Below are 17,264 nucleotides of genomic sequence, written 5' to 3'. Positions count from 1 at the left end.
TTCGTATTTTTCATCACGAAGGAGGGCTCTCATGACCGACCTCGTTCCGCCCGCGTACAATGCTGCTTCGCCCTTCGCCGACATGCGCGGCCATCACGTCGCGGTGCGCGCGCCCGACTATGAAACCGTCAAGCGTTGGTATGTAGAGACGCTCGACTTCCGGGTGGTCGCCGAATGGGACTATGGCGACCAGAAGCTGGCCTTCATCGCACCGCCAGCCGACGACCGCTTTCACATCGAGATCCTGGGCGGCGGCGAGCCGGCCCCCCGCGATGTGCGGCCCTACGCTGATCTGGGCGAAAGCCTCGTTTATGCCGGATATCACCATTTCTGCCTCGAGGTCGCGAGCATCGACGTGACGCTCGAAAAGCTGCGGGAACGCGGTGTGACTATCGTGGCCGGGCCGTTCCTGGTCGAAGCCATCAGCCGCCGGCTTGCCTTCTTCGCCGACCCTTTCGGCAACCTGATCGAGATTGCCGAGGTGGTCGCCTGATTTCCCCGGCGTCGCTCGACATGGCTTCAGTGGAGTAGTTTCGATGGACATAGGTATCGACAGCTTTGCAGCGATTCTGCCCGATCCCACGACCGGCGCGCTGCCGTCGGCGACCGATCGTATGGCAGAGCTGCTTGAGGAGGTCGAGGTCGCGGACCGGGTCGGGCTCGACGTGTTCGGCATCGGGGAGCATCACCGGGCCGAGTTCCTCGATTCCGCTCCGTCGATCATTCTCGCCGCGGCTGCTGCGCGCACAAGCCGTATTCGGCTCACCAGTGCTGTGACGATTCTGAGCGCGGCGGATCCCGTGCGGGTCTTCCAGGAATTCGCGACGATCGACCTGATCTCCCGGGGGCGTGCCGAGCTCGTCGTCGGGCGGGGTTCGTTCGGCGAGGCGTTCCCTCTGTTCGGTCTCGATACGCGTGCCTATGACGAGCTGTTTGCGGAGAATCTTGCACTCTTCCTGAAGCTCGGCGAAACGAGCCACCCAACGTGGCAAGGTCGGTTTCGGCCGGCACTCAACGGTCAGGGTGTATTCCCGCGGCCTCATCAGCCGCGCCTCCCGGTTTGGGTTGGCGTTGGTGGCTCGCCGCAATCGTTCGCGCGCGCCGGAACGCTAGGCCTTCCGCTGATGGTGGCCATTATCGGTGGCACGTTTGATCGGTTCAGGCCGGCGGTCGATTCCTATCGCGAGGCAGGTGCCGAGGCCGGACATGATCCTGCCAAACTCAAGGTTGGCATTCATGCGATGGGTTTCGTCGGTGAGACCGACGCCGCGGCGCGCGACGCCTTCTTTCCTGGCTGGGCGCACCTGACCGGCAAAGTCGGCCGCGAGCGCGGCTGGTCGCCGCCGACACGCGCGCAGTTCGACGACATGGCCGGCCCGGAGGGCGCGTTCCTGGTCGGCAGCCCGGAAACGGTGGCGGCCAAGATGTTGCGCGCCAGCGAGGCGCTGGGCGGCGTCTCCCGCATCACCTTCCAAATGAGTACCGCGTCGCTCGAAACGGCCGCGATGAAAAGGTCGATCGAATTCCTCGGTGCTGAAGTCGCTCCCATGGTGCGGGAACGCCTTCGAACAGGATGAGGCTTTCCACTTTCGAGCAAAGGGCAAAGGGCACACGACATGCCGACGCGCATTGGACGGTCCGGTCGATCCGTCGTGGTAACGGGTGCTGGGCGGGGTCTTGGACGTGAGATCGCGCTTGGGCTCGCCGCCAAGCGCTACATCGTCTTCGGCACCGCCAATTCTTCACAGGAGGCGGAGGATTTACGGCGTGCATCCAACGGGCGTGTCAGTCTGGCGGTATGCGATCTGAAGAATGCAGGGCCGGTGAGTGCTTGGGCCGCAGGAGTGTCCGAGGCGATCGGAGCCTCCGGACTCGATATTCTCATCAACAACACGACCCACCTGTCGCCAGGTCCACTTGAACTTCTCCCGCTGGAGGAGGTCCGTCAGGGATTTGAAGTGAATGTGTTCGGCGGGCTCGCGGTGATCAACGCCTTCCTTCCGGCATTGCGGATGGCGCACGGACGCATCGTCCAGATCAGTTCATGGACGGCGGAGATGCCTCGTCACTTTGATGGCGTATCGGGTGCGTCGCAGGCGGCAATGGAGGCCTTCTCGGCTGCCTACCGGGCAGAGTTGAAGCCCTTCGGTATCGACGTCATCGTCGCATCGATGAGCGATCTCGAAGCGGCCGGTTCGCGCGCTACCGCGGCATTGGCGCAGATCGACCACAGCATGACGGCGGCTCAGCGGAAGCTCTATGGCAATCGCCTGCGCGTCTGTATGGAGAAGCTCGCCGGCTCCGCAGCGCAGGGCGAACCGACCACCGTTGCGGCGCGCGTGGTGGAGCTATCGATCCAACGGCATGTTCCGCCCAGATCGTCGATCGATCATGATGCGGAACGCATGATGCGCGCGATCCGCGAACAAACCGACGCGGAACTTGATGCGCTTCGGATCCAACTGGCCGGACCCAACTGATTTCACCACCCAAGGCCGGATAATTCGGCGCGTTAGCAACCCCATTCAGCCCCGTGGCGGTGACGTGCGGGTGGCGCCGTCGCACCATGCACGGCCGCTACAGGAACTGTCCGTCGGGCGAGCGCCGGTTCAGGAGGGAAGCACGCGTCGACTCCCGTGGATCTACTCCGCCCGGGGCCAAGACGGTCAGGAGAGTTCCGCATTCTGCGACACAGCTTGTCATCGGGCGATGCTACTGAGCCGCTTGGGGGAATGGTAGGCTGCGCTTCAGAGATAGAATGGAGCGCTGTATGGACCGAATTCTCGCGATTAATAGCAGCACTTCGGGCGAAGGATCGGTTTCGCGTGCCCTGGTGGAGGACACCGTGCAGTCCTTGCTGGCGGCGAACCCCGATGCCGTCGTCACCCGTCGCGACCTGGGCGGTGACCCGATACCGCACCTGACGCCGAAAACCGTCGCCGGCATTCGCGCCGTCGCGGCGACTGAGGATGAGCTCGTTACCAAGTCGCTATCGGACGATCTCATCGCTGAGCTGCAGCACGCGACGGTCCTCGTGATCGGCGCGCCCATGTATAACTTCAGCATTCCGTCGTCACTACGCACCTGGTTCGACCATGTGCTGCGTCCGCGCGTCACGTTCGCTTACGGCGAGTCCGGACCGGAAGGATTGCTCAAGGGCATTCGCGCCATCGTGATCCAGTCGCGTGGCGGTCTCTATACCGAGGGGCCGGCCAAGGTCATCGACTTCCAGGAGCCCTACCTCAAGCAGCTGCTCGGCTTTATCGGGATCACCGACGTCGCCTTTGTCCACGCCGAGAAGATCGGCTTTGGTCCCGAAGCGCGTGAAGCGGGGATCGCGCATGCCAGATCGCAGATCGCGGCCGCCGTCGCGCAGATCGCGGCCGGCGGAGCCACCTTCCCCAATCAGGCGGAGGGCTGAGCGGTTACGCGGGAAGCGTGACGCGGAACTGATGCCGGGCACCGTTCGCCAGACCATGGCCTCCAAGCCGGCCGCACTGCGATTGTGGCTGATCTGAGCCACAGGAAGACACTCCGACGAGAAGGATTGACCAGTAGATGTCAACACTAACGACAAAGGATGGCACCCGCCTTTTCTACAAGGATTGGGGACCGCGCGACGCCCAGCCCATCGTGTTCCATCACGGTTGGCCACTGAGCTCCGACGACTGGGACAACCAGATGCTGTTCTTTCTCGGCAAAGGCTACCGTGTGGTCGCGCATGACCGGCGCGGCCATGGCCGCTCGGATCAGACCGATATCGGCAACGAGATGGACACCTATGCGGCCGACGTCGCGGAACTGGCCGAAGCGCTGGATCTGAAGGACGCGGTGCATATCGGACATTCGACGGGTGGTGGCGAAGTGATCCGCTACGTTGCACGCAGCGCACCGGGGCGCGTCGCCAAGGCCGTCCTACTGGGCGCGGTGCCGCCCATCATGCTGGCGACGGAGCGCTATCCCGGCGGGCTGCCGATGTCGGTTTTTGATGGTTTCCGCCAAGCGCTCAGCCGCAACCGCGCGCAGTTTTTCCTCGCTGTGCCCAGCGGTCCATTCTACGGCTTCAACCGCGACGGCGCAGAAGTCAGCGAAGGCCTGATCCGCAACTGGTGGCGCCAAGGCATGATGGGCGGCGCGAAGGCCCACTACGACTGTATCGTCGCCTTCTCCGAAACTGACTTCACCGAGGATCTGAAGGCGGTATCGCTGCCCGTGCTCTTGATGCACGGCGAAGACGATCAGGTCGTGCCGATCGATGCCTCCGCCCGCACTGCGATCAAACTTCTCCCGAACGGCACGCTCAAAACCTACCCCGGTTTGTCGCACGGCATGTTCGCGACCCATCCCGACATCATCAACGCCGACCTGTTGGCGTTCGCCAAAGGGGAGGCCCTCGCGTGAGCGCCGTCGAGGACAATCCCCCCGAGCACCGCTTCGAGCTGCCGATCGAAGGCAGCCACGAGATGGCTGCAGCCTATTACAGGCTCGAGGGCGACAGTATCGTGCTAACCCATACGATCGTGCCGGAACACTTCTCCGGTCAAGGGCTCGGATCGAAACTCGCGTACGGCACCTTTGAGGCGATCCGTGCCACAGGACGCAAGGCAGTTCTGCTTTGCCCTTTCATGGCCGCCTACTACGCGCGGCATCCCGAATATGCCGACATCATCGCGCCGGAGAGCCCCCATGATTGAAATGGTCATCGAGCAGCGTCGCCGCGACCTGGGCGGCGGCTTCGAAGTCGGCCGCGTCCTGCCTTTCGCGAAGCGCCGTATGATTGGCCCCTTCATCTTCTTCGACCACATGGGACCGGTCGATCTGGCTCTCGGCCTCGACCGCAAGTTCGATGTAAGGGCACATCCCCACGTCGGGCTTTCGACCGTGAGCTATCTGTTCTCGGGCGAGATCATGCACCGGGACAGCCTGGGCTACGAGCAGCCGATTCGGCCAAGGCAAGTGAACTGGATGACGGCTGGCAGCGGAATCACGCACAGCGAGCGTTTCGAGCATGCCCGCGCGGTCGGCGACCGCCTGCATGGTATCCAAGCGTGGGTCGCGCTGCCTGAGGAGTTCGAGGAGACGGCGCCATCTTTCACCCACTATGCGGGAACGAACCTTCCGCACTGGAACGACGGCGGGGTTGCCGGTCATCTCATCGCCGGCAGCGCCTACGGCCTCACGGCGGGTGCCAAGACCCATTCCCCACTCTTCTACGCCCATCTCGAGATGGAGCCAGGCGCGGTTGCCGAGGTGCCGGACAAGCACGAGGAACGCGCGCTCTACATCGCGGCGGGCGCGATCGAGATGCACGGCACGCGCTACGAAGCCGGCCAGATGCTGGTGCTGGGTGCGGGTGCCTCGCACTTCAAGGCCAAGACGCATTCGACCGTCATGGTTCTCGGCGGCGAGCCCATCGGCGAGCGCCACATCTTCTGGAACTTCGTGTCGTCCTCGAAGGATCGGCTCGCCCAGGCGGCATCCGACTGGAAGGCGGGCCGCATGAAGCTGCCGGATGCGGACGATGGCGAATTCATCCCACTGCCGGACGAGCCGGCGCAACCGGCTAGCGCCGAAAAATGAGCGGCTCAGTGTCGAGCAGCGTCGCACTTGTGGCGGCGCTCTTCCTCGCTGGCAGCGGTCAGGCAGGATCGCCGGCAAGGGTGCAGGACGCACCTGCGCCCGCGTCCCGCGTCCCGACTCCAACGACCTCAGAGGTGACCGTCATACCCTTCGAGTTGGCGGACAACCTTGTCCGGATATCGGTGGACGTGAACGGACAGCGACGAAGCGGGGTTCTTGACAGTGGGGCGGGTGCGGTGCTCATCGACCGGCAGGCCAGCAAGGAACTCGGCCTCAGCGAGGGTGGCTCGGCCGGTGATGCCGCCGGTGGCGGCAACGAAGCGAAGGCGCTTATGCCCGTCACCATTTCACGGCTGGCGGCGGGGCCGTTCCGGTTCGAGAACCTCGCCGCATACGCGGTCGATCTTGGCAATCTGTCATCCTCGGCCGGGTTTCCCGTCGATGTACTTCTTGGTGCGCCAGCCTTCCAGAACGGAACGGTCAGTGTCGACTACGCGCGCCGGCAGGTAACCGTCGACAGATCAGGAGCTACGGTTCGATGTGCTTCTCCCATTCCGCTGGAGATCGTGCACGAGTCTCCAGTCGTTGAGATCGAAGTCCTCCCGGATGGCGGCGAACGGCCGGTTCGCCTCAAGGTGCTGGTCGACCTTGGCACCCGCCACAGTTCGTTGGTTCTGGGGGGCGACTTCGTTCGTAGCGAACCCGGCAAGAGGCTGCTCCAAAAGGCCGTCGCGAAAGAAATAGGCTATGGCGTCGGCGGTGCGGTGAAAGGTGCGGTCGTTCGCGTAGCCGATGTCCGTGCAGGCGCTTCCAGCTTCGGATCGCTGGAGGTCAGCCTTACCTCGGACGTCCCGGCTTTTGAAGGCACTGGGATCGACGGCACCCTGGGCGTCCCTCTTTGGAACGGTGGCGTGATCGCTTTCGACTATGCCGGTCGCCGCCTGTGCATCACGCGTCTCGAGAACTCAGGTCGTGCGGCCTCCATCAACGCCGACGCGCGGCGTCGCCATGCAGATCCGCGCTGACGGATCGGAGAGAAATCGAATGGTGGCACTGCGTACCCGCGCGACGGCTTCGGAAACCGGTGAAAGCCTCTTTGCAGTTCAAATCGAAATGGGTGCTCACAGCATTGTTGGTGATGAGCCGATCAGCGCTGGCGGCGAGGGACTTGGCCCAAACCCCTTCGAGCTAATGACGGCCGCCCTGGCCGAATGCAGTGCCATCACCGTGCGCTGGTTCGCCCGCCAGCAGAACTGGCCGCTTGAGCATGTGGAAGTGGTGGTCGATCACGCGAAGAAGCTATCTGCGGGCTCATCTACCCCTGCCGATGTCTTCGAGAAGACCGTCTTCATCCGAGGTGTCGAACTCGACGGTGCGCAGCGAAAGCGTTTGCTCGACGTCGCGGCCAAGTGCCCCATTCAACGCATTCTGGAGGGCGCCCCCGTCATCAATACGAAGCTCGGACGGTCCCTCGATGAATCCCTCGGCAAATGACCATGACTTCGCCAGCTAGCTCCGGACGCCCGAATCACGAAGGAGCATTGATGCAGCAGACTGCTCCCTTCGCCTTATCTGCAGTTCGAAGACCCGGCCTGCTATCCGCGAGCCTGGTTCTCGCTGGAGCCGTGGCGATGAGCGTTCACGTCGGTCTGCTGGCGGCCGGCGTGCCGTTTCCGCTGCCTCAGCCACCCGTCTGGGCTCAATGGCTGAATGAATTCTTCATGGCCGGTGCGTTGCTCGCCTTTCTCAAGCTCGCCCATCCCAGCATGGCTCATCGCAGCATCATGGCGCGGACGATCATCGCGTTCGTCATCATGGCTGCCATTCAAGAGACATTGCGCGTAGGGATCATGAGTGGGGTGGTGACGGGAGCCTGGGCCTATTCGGCGATCGGCCTGATCCGTCCGCTGATACGCGTTGCCATCGTTGCGCTGTCGTGCGTGGTCGCTGTGCGATGGGTTCTCGGCATTCCGTCGTTATTAATTGCCGCATTGGCGATCGGCGCGATCAGCACGGCCGCTCGAAAGCTTGTGGCCCACGCGCTTGAACCTCTCATCCAGCATTTCGCGTGGCTGGCCCGTCCCGATCTCTATGCGTTTCCATACCCGTTTCACGTCACCGTTGCCGCATATTTGTCCTTTGGTGAGGCAGTCGCCGGGGCGGTGCTGATGACGGTGCTTATCTGGGACGGGCTTCCAAGATCGAGGTCAGTCCGCGTGCTGATCATCGCCTTCCTCGTGGCGCTTCTCAAAGGCGTGATCGGCAACACGCTCTTGTACAGCGCTTTCACCGGCGAATCCGTCCTTGTGGGCGTTTTGAGCTGGAGCCAGTTTCTTTTGGAATTCCTCATTCTTGGAGCTCTCGTCGCTCTGGCTTGGGACGTATTCGGCCGCGACCGTGAGCCAGCGCGGGTGGGTGCTGAATGACTGGAGCCACCATCAACATTGAGAGTTTGCGCAGGCCCATGACGCTCCGGGCAATCGTGCTCTACGCGATCCTGGCTATCGCGCTGAGCTGGTGCATCCAGCTTCCGGCTATCCTTCTGCTCGGTCTCGACAACAGCCTCACAAAAGCGGTCTTCATCCTCGTGATGTGGTCGCCGACCTTCCTGGCCCTGGCGTTTATGACCCGCAGTCGAGCGGCGCGCGAGGGCGTCCGTTGGCGCTTGGGTAAATTAGGCTACCTCCCGATCGGGATCGGCGTGGAAACGATGATAGCCTTCGCCATGCTCGGGATCCTCATGTTGGCGGGATTGGCGACATCGGGATGGTTCACCTTTGCTGCGAGCGGGGTTTCTGTCGCGGGAGGACCATGGGTATTGGGCGCTGGTTTTCAACACTGGCCTCTCTTCCTGCTCAATGTTGGCGCCACTGCGATTATTTATTCGACCATCGGGCTTGTCGCGACGACCGGCGAGGAATTTGCCTGGCGCGGCTTTCTTCAAGGCCATCTGGAACAGCATTGTGGCGTTGTGGCTGCCATCTTATGGGTCGCGCTTATCTGGTGGGCGTGGCACTTGCCGGGGCTGATCGCCGGCTACAACTTCCCGGAAACCCCCTTGCTCGGCGCGCTGGTGCTGTTCCCGCTGCAGATGCTTGGCGCATCGTTGCTCTTTGGGTGGCTGACCGTTCGTTCGGGGAGCTTTTGGTCCGCGGCGCTTGCGCATGCGGCCGTAAACTCGATCCAGCAAGGGGTCTTCGACGACCTTCGGCTCTCCGGCTCCGCGCTCGACGGTCATCTCGTCAGGACGGCCCTGATCTTCGTTGTCGGTGCGATCTGTTGGTGGCGCCTGCGCTCGCCAGGCGGATCGAGCGAGGTTTCGTGAGCCAAGCAAGCATCGCCCCACCACCCGCCCGACATGTAAAGCGCCGTCGCACCTTTCCCCTTCGTGGAGACGATCATGCAACCACCCTCATTCTTCGTCACGCCCGGTTATGGCGACCGACTTCGAGACCTGCTCCATTACTCTCAGGCCGTGCGTATCGGGAACCGCGTGGAAATCTCCGGTCAGGGAGGTTGGAACAACGATCTTGTCATAGCCGCCGACCTCGAAAACGAGATCGCGCAGGCCTTTCAAAATGTCGAGCGCACACTCTCCACCGCGGGGGCAAGCTGGGCGAATGTTGTGCATGTGAACTCGTACCACGTCGGCGGATTCCCGCCGGTGGTCAACGAGACGATGGCAACGCTATTCAGGCGCTATATGCCCGATCATGCGCCGATCTGGACGCAGGTTGGTGTCGACGCACTTGGTCTTCCGGAAATGCGGATCGAGATTCGGGTGACCGCGATCGTGACATGACAACGCAGCGCTGGCGGAAGCCCTGGAGGCGGATATCCGTACCTGCATCATCAAAGAGTTCGAGCACAGATGAACGATCCGAACTTCGGCGTAGCCGTACCGCAGCACACCGTCCCTTTCCCGTCCTCGATAAGCGACGCCGCTCGTGCCGCGCTGGAACGTCTTGTCCGCGCCGACGGGAGCGTGCTGAACGCGGCCTTCGTCGCGCCCAGCCCCGACGACCTTCAGGCATGGCTGCACGTCAAGACCCAGGTCGACGGCCAATATGCGGTGGCGGTGAATGCGCTGGCCGGACAATCCGGCTCGACCGTCGAAACGCTTACCGGGCATGGCGCAACGATCCATCTTGCTACGCCGCGAACGCTAACGGACGAAGGGCGCGCCTATATCGACTTCCATGGCGGCGCGCTGGTGTTTGGCGGCGGTGAGGCCTGCCGTGTGGGAGCGCAGATGCAGGCCGACCAAAATGGCGTGAAATGCTACGGCGTGGATTACCGAACCCCGCCCGAGCATCCCTTTCCCGCAGCGTTGGACGACGCCCTGTCGGCCTATCGCTACGTGCTTGAGCGCCACCGACCGGAAGACGTCGTCATCGGTGGACGTTCGGCAGGCGGCAATCTTGCGGCCGCGACCCTGCTCAGAGCGCGAGACGAGGGTTTGCCATTCCCGGCTGGGCTGGTGCTGCTGTCGCCGCAGGTCGATCTGACGGAGTCCGGCGATAGCTTCGAGACAAATTGGCTTGTGGATCTGGTGCTGCCTACGCGTCTGACGTCGAGCAACCTACTTTACGCGGCCGGGGCTGACCTTTCGCAGGCCCACATATCACCGCTATATGGTGACCTGAGTGGCTTTCCGCCCACATTTCTACAGTCGGGCACCCGCGACCTCTTTCTTTCCAACACAGTTCGTATGCACCGCGCGCTGCGCCGGGCGGGCGTGTCGGCCGAATTGCATATCTTCGAAGCGATGCCGCACGGGGGCTTCGGGGGCGGAACCCCGGAAGACCTTGAGCTCCAACACGAAATCAGCCGCTTCGTGCAACTGCGATGGCCGAAGCAGGATGCACAAGAAACAGCCCCGATTACGTCCGACGGGAGGAATCAAAATTGAGCCCATTCCGAAAGAACCCCGAGGGCGACCATGGCTGATGTAAGCCTTGGACAAACGATTGGGCCTGCCGTCGCATTGATGGGCGCGGCTGTCCTTGCGGTGCCGCTATTCAGGCGGCTCGGACTGGGATCAGTGCTCGGCTATTTCGGCGCCGGTGTATTGGTGGGGCCATCGGTGCTGGGTCTTTTCACCGATGCGCAATCCATCCTTCACTTCTCCGAACTTGGCGTGGTGATGTTTCTCTTCGTCATCGGGCTCGAACTGCGACCCTATAAATTATGGGCGATGCGCGGCCAGATCTTTGGGCTGGGGCTTGCGCAAGTCGCTGCCGCTATCGCCACCCTGGGATTGACCGGCGCGCTCCTCTTCGGCTTGCCGGGCCCTGTCGCATTCATCGCCGGGACTGGCTTCGTCCTCTCCTCGACAGCCGTCATCATGTCGGTGTTGCAGGATCGCGGAGAGATATCGGGGAGCGAGGGGCAGAAGTCTGTCGCGATCCTCCTCTTCGAGGATCTGATGATCGTTCCGCTCCTTGCGGTGGTCGGCTTTCTGTCACCCTTGTCTCACGGGGAGGCATCATGGGCGAATTTGCTGGTTGCAGTTGCCGCGTTGTTCGCGCTGCTCGGCATCTCGCGCTGGGCGCTTAATCCATTCTTCGCGCTCCTCGCCCGTGCGCGGACCCGCGAGGTCCTGACGGCGGGAGCACTGCTCGTTGTGCTCGGGGCAGCGTTGCTGATGGACGTCGCGGGCCTCTCGATGGCCATGGGCGCATTCCTCGCCGGCGTCATGCTGTCGAACTCGAGCTATCGCCATCAGATAGAAAGCGACATCGAGCCCTTTCGCGGCCTACTGATGGGGCTTTTCTTCCTAGCTGTCGGCATGTCCCTCGATCTCGCGATCGTTGCGGCCGAATGGCGGCTTCTGCTTGCCATGCTGGCTGCCTTCACGGTCGCCAAGGCCGTGGTCGTCTATGGAGTCGCGCGGCTTTTCGGCAGCTCCAATCACCAGGCGCTCCATCGCACCTCCATGTTCCTCCAGGGCGGTGAGTTTGCATTCGTCCTGTACACGGCTGCAACGGCCGGTGGCGTCATCGACTCACGACAGAATGCCGTCTTCGCCACCGTCGTCATCCTTTCGATGGCCTTGACCCCGCTGCTGATGATCGCGGCCGAGCGGGTCTTGCGGACGGAGACGTCGATGGACGGCGTCGATGATGCCCGTGACCTGAAAGGACGCGTGCTGATAATAGGCTTTGGACGGTTCGGGCAAATCGCCTCCCAACTGCTTCTGGCCCAGGGCGTTGACCTTTCAGTCATTGACAACGATCCAGATCGAATCCGTGACGCGGAGCGATATGGATTCAAGGTGTTCTTTGGAGACGGCGCGCGGCTCGATGTGCTGCATCATTCCGGCGCAGGCGGTGCCGATGTCATCATGGTCTGCATCGATGATCCCAAGGCTGCGATGCAGATCGTAGAGTTGGCGCAGCATGAGTTTCCGCAGGCGAAACTCCTGGTTCGAAGCCGCGACCGTGCGCATGCGGTGGAATTGATCCGGGCTGGCGTAGGCTATCAGGTCCGAGAGACAGTCGAGTCCGCCTATGTGATGGGCGCTGAAGGTCTGCGCGTGCTGGGCTTTCCCGAGGCTGAGATTGCTGACGTTGCTGAAGATATCCGCCGTCGCGACGATGAGCGCCTTTCCGAGCAGGTCCAGGGAGACGCCATGTCAGGAAGCGATCGGCTGCTCCTTCAGCCCCGGCCCGAACCGCTAGTGGGCACGCTCGCGCGCGAGTCCGGGAATGAACGAGTGTTGTAAGAGCCGGACGGCCACTCACGTGGAAAGTGAACCAGCCAACAATGCCGACGAACGAAAGCGACCAGAAAAATGCAATTGGAGATTAAAGCGGCCATCACTACTTCCGATGAGGGCCCTCAATCAGGATTATCGGCCAATCTGAAAGTCATCATGCGATGTAAAGCGATACAGCTGTCGCTCTTGGTAGCGTTGGTGACACCTCTATCTGCGACCGCCAATCCTCCAATCTCAACCAAATCAGACCGCGCTCCGGAAATGCGGCTGGCCGGCAAGACAGTTACACTGCCTCTTGTCATGGTCCGGGAGTTTCCCTTCATCGAGGGCGAGATCGCAGGTGTGAGGGGCAAGTTCATGCTCGACACCGGTATGCAGGATGCCCTTGTGATCAACGATCATCGGGTGCCGTTAGTTGGGGGAAGCAAGATAGGCACCGGTCATTTCGGCAGTGGCCAGACCTACGATGTGCGCCTCCATTCTGAGGTCCGGAAGATTCGTATCGGGGATATCGACTATCCGCGCGTAACCAGCGTGCGGAGCCAGGACGCGCGTATGCTCGAGAAGATCACGCCAGATTTTTTAGGCTGGATCGGCTACGGATTTTTCTCCAGCTACGCTATGAAACTTGATTATCAGCATTTAGAAGTAACCTTCTACGAAGAAGGTCCTGACAGATTTCTGGGTGGCGAAAAGCTCGTTGCAGCATTGCCGTTCGAAACCCGGAAGCTCCCCAACATCCCTTTGATACGGGCGCGTATCGGCGATGTGGATGCGATCGTCAGCCTGGACACCGGCATGTATGGGTCTCTGAATATCGGTGAGGAAAAAAGACGGCGCCTGCTTGACGGTGGTCAGCTAAGCTCAACGGAAAACCCGGACACATTCGACCTAGCGACTGTTCGGATTGCCGATAGGATCGACGTCAGCGCTCCGGGCATCGAGGTCGAAGAGGGCGCGTCGGCCAGCGCAGCGCCGGTTGGAATTACCGAAGATACAGAACTCGAACTCGGTTTTGTCTTCCTGCGGAATTTCAAGACTGTCTGGGACTACCGAGAGAAACAGCTCTACCTCCTTGCGCAATGATTTCTGACGGACGGCGAAATACGTGTCTCGACCGTCCCGTTGCACGCGAGGACCCGGGTTTCTCAGCATTTGTTCCTGCTGAACATCATCAGGTCAGGTCAGCGCTGCAGATCGATCAGCGGTGAGTTGCCGAACATGTTCTTGTATTCTCGGCTGAACTGGGCCGGGCTTTGATAGCCCACCTCGAATGCAACACGCGCCACATTGGTGCTGCCAGCCACAAGCAACTTTCTAGCTTCGAGAAGGCGCATTTGACGCTGAAAGGCGAGCGGGCTGTATCCGGTAACAGCCTTGAAGTGCCTATGAAATGAAGTCACGCTCATGCCTGCGCTTGCTGCCAATTCCTGGATGATCACTGGTTCGTCGTTATGGGCGCCTAGCCAGTCTGCGGCCGCCTTGATTTGCCGAACACGATCGTTCCGCTCCACGATCTGACGTAGCGTACCGCCCATCGCGCTTTGCAGGAGACGATAATAGAGTTCGCTTTCGTAGAGTGGCGCGAGCACCCCTATGTCGTCAGGCGCGTTCACAAGGCCGACGAGCTGCGTGAACGCTTCGCCGACCACGCCACCCAGATCGCCCGCCGCTACCGCGCATGTCCATCGCTCCTGATGTTTAGGCATGTCGAGTACGACCCTTGTGAGCCTATCGACGTCCAGATGGAGGCTGATGCCGACATACGGAGCATACGGCGTCGCGCCAATGAGCTGATGAGAATAGGGCAGCCCAAAGGATGACGCAGCGCAGTCGCCGGCCGACATCTCGAAACGGTTGGCGCCCATCGTCAGGACTTTTGCGCCACGCGCGACGGCATAGAACATAGGCTCAAATACCGCCGCTGTGGGGGGCGTGACACTCGTGCTCGTCCATAGCGTCAAGCGTGGAACAGGTGTTGCCTGCCCAACAAGCCCGCCACGCGGAGCAATATGGGGTGCGATATCGTCAAGCAGGCGGCGGGTCGCGATCTCGAGATCAAACATACCCATTAGTTAGTCACTTGGTAGGATCAGGCAAGGGTAAGGTAGTATCGGGAATGCCGTTTCCTTGTCGCTGACCTATCTCAAGGACAAGGAAATGCGAAGCGATGACGAGGCTCCGAACCAAATTGCCGACGCCAATCGTGCACTTGCGCGAGGCGGACGTGACGGGCGGCGATAGCTTTCACACAACATGACGAGCTGAGACTGAGCTGCACACTGCTCGCGCCTTGCATCATACGGACTCGCGCCACCGGCAGCGTCAAAATGGTAGAAAAGGACAAATATATGATCGATCTGAATGGAAAACGTGCGTTGGTTACGGGAGCTTCGCGAGGCATCGGAGCCGCGATCGCGCTGGCGCTGGCCGAAAGCGGCGCGGACATCGCGTTCACCTACCAGCACGCCGCCGAAAAGGCTGACGAGGTCGCTCAAGCTATACATGGTGTCGGACGTCGCGCGGTCGCCATACAGGCCGATAGCGCAGACCCGGATGCGATCACGCGCGCCGTGAGCGAGGCCGTCTCGGCGCTCGGTGGTCTTGATATTCTCGTCAATAGCGCGGCGATCGGCCATTCCGGTCTGATCGCCGACCTCGATGTGGCCGAGTATCAGAAGCTGATGGACGTCAACGTGCGAGCACCAGTGCTATTCGCGAAGGCCGCCATTCCGCATCTCTCCGCTGGGGGGCGCATAATCTCGATTGGGTCGGGGCTCGGCGAACGCGTCCCATTTCCGGGCGTAACGGCCTATGCGATGTCCAAGGCCGCGCTTACGTCCTTCACTCGCGGGTTGTCACGTGAACTCGGGCCGCAGGGCATCACCGTGAACCTCGTGCAGCCCGGATCTGTGGATACTGACGCGAACCCCGCAGACGGCCCGGCGGCAGATTTCCAACGGAGTTTGACGTCTCTGGGCCGCTTCGCCAAGCCGAGTGAAATCGCGAATGCGGTCGTGTTTCTATCAAGTCCCGCGGCGAGTGTAATTACAGGCGCCACCTTGACCGCCGACGCGGGCGCGATCGCCTGACAGCGGGCGCTCGGTAGCGGTTGGGCGCGAAATCGGCGTCAGGGGATCAGCACGATACGGCCGAGGACCTTGTTGTCCTCGGCATACCGATGGGCGGCCCCTGCCTCGGCGAGCGGAAACCTTCTGTCGATTGGCACGGTGAGACTGCCTTTCGCAACGTCGGCGAGCATCATGTCGATGGTTTGGCGCACCGCTGCACGTGACAGGACGGTTCCCATGAATACGCCGATGACCGTTTGATTTCGCTGCACCGCTGGCCAAAAATCCACTGTCAGAGCCCCGCCGCCGGCATTGCCCACGGACACCAAGACTCCTTCGTCGCGGAGCGCGGCGAGGGATGTCGCCAAGGTGGAACCTACCGGATCGACGATGAGGTCAACGCCTCGGCCGCCGGTGAGGTCACGGACCACGTCCACGACCGATTCGACGTTATGGTCGATTACACGCGATGCACCGAGCTCGATGACGCTGCGGACGCGATCCTCACCGCTAGCGACGGCGATTACGGTCGCGCCGGCCTGGCGGGCGAGCTGTACTGCCGCGACCCCGACACCCCCCGCTGCACCTTGGATGAGGACGGAGCTTCCGCTTGAGAGCCGCCCTCTCGCGAACAGGCAATGATGGGCAGTTCCGAAGCCGATCGGGATCGCCGCGGCTTCTGCTACGCCTGCGCCTGCGGGCAGCAGCCAAGTCTGATCTGTCGGAACTGCGCGGAGTTGGGCGTGGGATCCATCCAAGCCCCATGAGGTAACTCGGTCGCCGGGCTTGCGGTCCGTGACCGCGTCACCGATCGCCACCACCGTGCCCGCTGCGGCATAGCCGACGACATATGCGGGGTGCCCCGGCGGCGAACTGCGACGGTTGATCAGGTCTCCGCCCTCAACGGATATCGCCTCGACCTGGATCAGGACATCCCGCGAACGAATTTTGGGGTCGGGCACGTCCGTGTAGCGAAGGACTTCCGGTGGACCGTTATGATCGTAGACAGCCGCTTTCATCGTCGTTCCTTTCGATGCGCGACGGACCGAGGCGGTTGCGTAGGAATTGCTGGGACCGGAACGCAAATTTATCTGCATGTGGCACTGCCGATCACGATCCGGTAGCATCGGCGAACGTGCATCTGTGTTGCATAATCAGGAGCGCTGCCGCCGACATCAATCGCCATCGGTGGAGTTAGGTGCTTCCTCAGCGTGCGCAGCTGCTGTCATCAGTGTTCCCCTATCGGCGACGGAGTTTTCAGGACGCGGGACTACCGAGACGGTGTTGGCAACGCCAAACTCCGGCACAAAACGCGGCCGTCCGAAGCGGATATTGGCATGGGGGAGTGATGTTTGCCGAATATGATCTTGGATCTGCGAAATCTGCGCTGCGCGATCGCGGCGGCGGAAACTGGCAGTTTCGATGAGCGAGAGAGATGCTGGCATTGTCCCAATCGTCACTCAGCCGACGCATTCAGCATCTTGAGCACCGATTAGGCGTTCCCCTGTTCAAGCGAAGTCGAATTGGTGTTTCGCCCACAACGGCAGGCGCTGCCTTCTTGGAACGGGCAATGGCCGGCGCCCAGCAATTAGATCTCGCCGCTCGTTACGCAGTTGCTGTCGACAGTGGGGAGGCGGGGCAAGTCCGCATCGGAGTTACATCATCGCGCACCGGCGGGTTGTTTGGTGATGTGCTGCGTCAGTTTAAAGCTCTATTTCCATCGGTGAACATCACCCTCACGGAAGATACGACGAGTAGGACAAGCCATAACGTGGCCATGGGAACGCTCGACGTCGCCTTCGCTGATGATGCCGAACGAAAAGGTATCGATAATCACGTCCGTGGGTCCAGGTCCATCACGAGCGCAATGGTCCGCGCATTTTGCTGATCCA

At 61.6% G+C, this 17,264-nt stretch carries 20 protein-coding genes; 17 read left to right on the top strand and 3 right to left on the bottom strand.

The window, feature by feature from the left end; genetic code table 11:
• The first annotated feature begins 31 nt into the window (after nucleotides 1-31).
• From L6Q21_RS01015 to L6Q21_RS00945, 15 genes are all read left to right on the top strand, one after another.
• Nucleotides 32-493 carry a VOC family protein gene (locus L6Q21_RS01015; RefSeq protein ID WP_030538476.1) on the top strand — a complete coding sequence of 154 codons (462 nt, stop codon included), beginning with the start codon at nucleotides 32-34 and terminating at the stop codon, nucleotides 491-493.
• A 43-nt stretch (nucleotides 494-536) separates the two neighbouring features.
• A complete protein-coding gene (locus tag L6Q21_RS01010; RefSeq protein WP_030538475.1) occupies nucleotides 537-1,577 on the top strand; it encodes an LLM class flavin-dependent oxidoreductase in 1,041 nt (346 codons plus the stop codon).
• A gap of 39 nt (nucleotides 1,578-1,616) precedes the next feature.
• Entirely contained in the window at nucleotides 1,617-2,480 is an 864-nt protein-coding gene (locus L6Q21_RS01005; RefSeq protein ID WP_030538474.1) for an SDR family NAD(P)-dependent oxidoreductase, read from the top strand.
• Nucleotides 2,481-2,770: 290 nt separating this feature from the next.
• Complete coding sequence (locus L6Q21_RS01000) at nucleotides 2,771-3,421, top strand: FMN-dependent NADH-azoreductase (RefSeq protein WP_051767936.1); 651 nt, start codon at nucleotides 2,771-2,773, stop codon at nucleotides 3,419-3,421.
• Nucleotides 3,422-3,558: 137 nt separating this feature from the next.
• A complete protein-coding gene (locus tag L6Q21_RS00995) occupies nucleotides 3,559-4,401 on the top strand; it encodes an alpha/beta fold hydrolase (RefSeq protein ID WP_030538472.1) in 843 nt (280 codons plus the stop codon).
• Nucleotides 4,398-4,694 carry a GNAT family N-acetyltransferase gene (locus tag L6Q21_RS00990; protein ID WP_030538471.1) on the top strand — a complete coding sequence of 99 codons (297 nt, stop codon included), beginning with the start codon at nucleotides 4,398-4,400 and terminating at the stop codon, nucleotides 4,692-4,694. The genes L6Q21_RS00995 and L6Q21_RS00990 overlap by 4 nt, the downstream gene beginning before the upstream one ends.
• The gene (locus tag L6Q21_RS00985) at nucleotides 4,687-5,580 is read left to right on the top strand and encodes a pirin family protein (RefSeq protein ID WP_030538470.1); all 894 of its coding nucleotides are present in this window, start codon (nucleotides 4,687-4,689) and stop codon (nucleotides 5,578-5,580) included. The genes L6Q21_RS00990 and L6Q21_RS00985 overlap by 8 nt, the downstream gene beginning before the upstream one ends.
• 134 nt (nucleotides 5,581-5,714) lie before the next feature.
• Nucleotides 5,715-6,605, top strand: coding sequence for a retropepsin-like aspartic protease (locus L6Q21_RS00980; protein ID WP_162180680.1), 891 nt, complete (start codon nucleotides 5,715-5,717; stop codon nucleotides 6,603-6,605).
• 19 nt (nucleotides 6,606-6,624) lie between these two features.
• A complete protein-coding gene (locus L6Q21_RS00975) occupies nucleotides 6,625-7,074 on the top strand; it encodes an OsmC family protein (protein ID WP_051767934.1) in 450 nt (149 codons plus the stop codon).
• A 50-nt stretch (nucleotides 7,075-7,124) separates the two neighbouring features.
• Complete coding sequence (locus L6Q21_RS00970) at nucleotides 7,125-8,006, top strand: hypothetical protein (protein ID WP_188084299.1); 882 nt, start codon at nucleotides 7,125-7,127, stop codon at nucleotides 8,004-8,006.
• Nucleotides 8,003-8,905, top strand: a complete 903-nt coding sequence (locus L6Q21_RS00965; RefSeq protein WP_081856569.1) for a CPBP family intramembrane glutamic endopeptidase — start codon at nucleotides 8,003-8,005, stop codon at nucleotides 8,903-8,905. Before L6Q21_RS00970 ends, L6Q21_RS00965 begins: the two co-directional genes overlap by 4 nt.
• 63 nt (nucleotides 8,906-8,968) lie before the next feature.
• Nucleotides 8,969-9,382: a RidA family protein gene (locus L6Q21_RS00960; protein WP_237828529.1), complete on the top strand. Its 414-nt coding sequence runs from the start codon at nucleotides 8,969-8,971 to the stop codon at nucleotides 9,380-9,382.
• Nucleotides 9,383-9,451: 69 nt separating this feature from the next.
• Entirely contained in the window at nucleotides 9,452-10,492 is a 1,041-nt protein-coding gene (locus L6Q21_RS00955; protein WP_051767932.1) for an alpha/beta hydrolase, read from the top strand.
• Nucleotides 10,493-10,522: 30 nt separating this feature from the next.
• A complete protein-coding gene (locus tag L6Q21_RS00950; RefSeq protein ID WP_230188887.1) occupies nucleotides 10,523-12,307 on the top strand; it encodes a monovalent cation:proton antiporter-2 (CPA2) family protein in 1,785 nt (594 codons plus the stop codon).
• Between the two features lie 69 nt (nucleotides 12,308-12,376).
• Nucleotides 12,377-13,387 (top strand): pepsin/retropepsin-like aspartic protease family protein, encoded by a 1,011-nt coding sequence (locus L6Q21_RS00945; RefSeq protein WP_125723805.1) that lies wholly within the window; start codon nucleotides 12,377-12,379, stop codon nucleotides 13,385-13,387.
• 98 nt (nucleotides 13,388-13,485) lie between these two features.
• On the opposite strand, the gene L6Q21_RS00940 is transcribed toward L6Q21_RS00945, so the two are convergent.
• Nucleotides 13,486-14,367, bottom strand: a complete 882-nt coding sequence (locus L6Q21_RS00940) for an AraC family transcriptional regulator (protein ID WP_030540913.1) — start codon at nucleotides 14,365-14,367, stop codon at nucleotides 13,486-13,488.
• Nucleotides 14,368-14,652: 285 nt separating this feature from the next.
• On the opposite strand from L6Q21_RS00940, the gene L6Q21_RS00935 reads away from it, so the two are divergent.
• Nucleotides 14,653-15,393 carry an SDR family oxidoreductase gene (locus L6Q21_RS00935; protein WP_030540912.1) on the top strand — a complete coding sequence of 247 codons (741 nt, stop codon included), beginning with the start codon at nucleotides 14,653-14,655 and terminating at the stop codon, nucleotides 15,391-15,393.
• Nucleotides 15,394-15,431: 38 nt separating this feature from the next.
• Here the strand turns inward: L6Q21_RS00935 and L6Q21_RS00930 are convergent, their stop codons facing one another.
• Nucleotides 15,432-16,391 (bottom strand): quinone oxidoreductase family protein, encoded by a 960-nt coding sequence (locus L6Q21_RS00930; protein ID WP_030540911.1) that lies wholly within the window; start codon nucleotides 16,389-16,391, stop codon nucleotides 15,432-15,434.
• Nucleotides 16,392-16,547: 156 nt separating this feature from the next.
• Nucleotides 16,548-16,817 (bottom strand): hypothetical protein, encoded by a 270-nt coding sequence (locus L6Q21_RS00925; protein WP_125723807.1) that lies wholly within the window; start codon nucleotides 16,815-16,817, stop codon nucleotides 16,548-16,550.
• Here L6Q21_RS00925 and L6Q21_RS00920 point away from each other — a divergent pair.
• On the top strand, nucleotides 16,808-17,260 hold the full coding sequence (locus L6Q21_RS00920; RefSeq protein ID WP_080993748.1) for a LysR family transcriptional regulator: 453 nt from the start codon (nucleotides 16,808-16,810) through the stop codon (nucleotides 17,258-17,260). The genes L6Q21_RS00925 and L6Q21_RS00920 overlap by 10 nt on opposite strands.
• The last annotated feature ends 4 nt before the right edge of the window (nucleotides 17,261-17,264 follow it).

Source organism: Sandaracinobacteroides sayramensis (assembly GCF_022014495.1).
GTDB classification, from domain to species: domain Bacteria; phylum Pseudomonadota; class Alphaproteobacteria; order Sphingomonadales; family Sphingomonadaceae; genus Sandaracinobacteroides; species Sandaracinobacteroides sayramense.
This window is presented reverse-complemented; position numbering and strand designations above follow the sequence as displayed.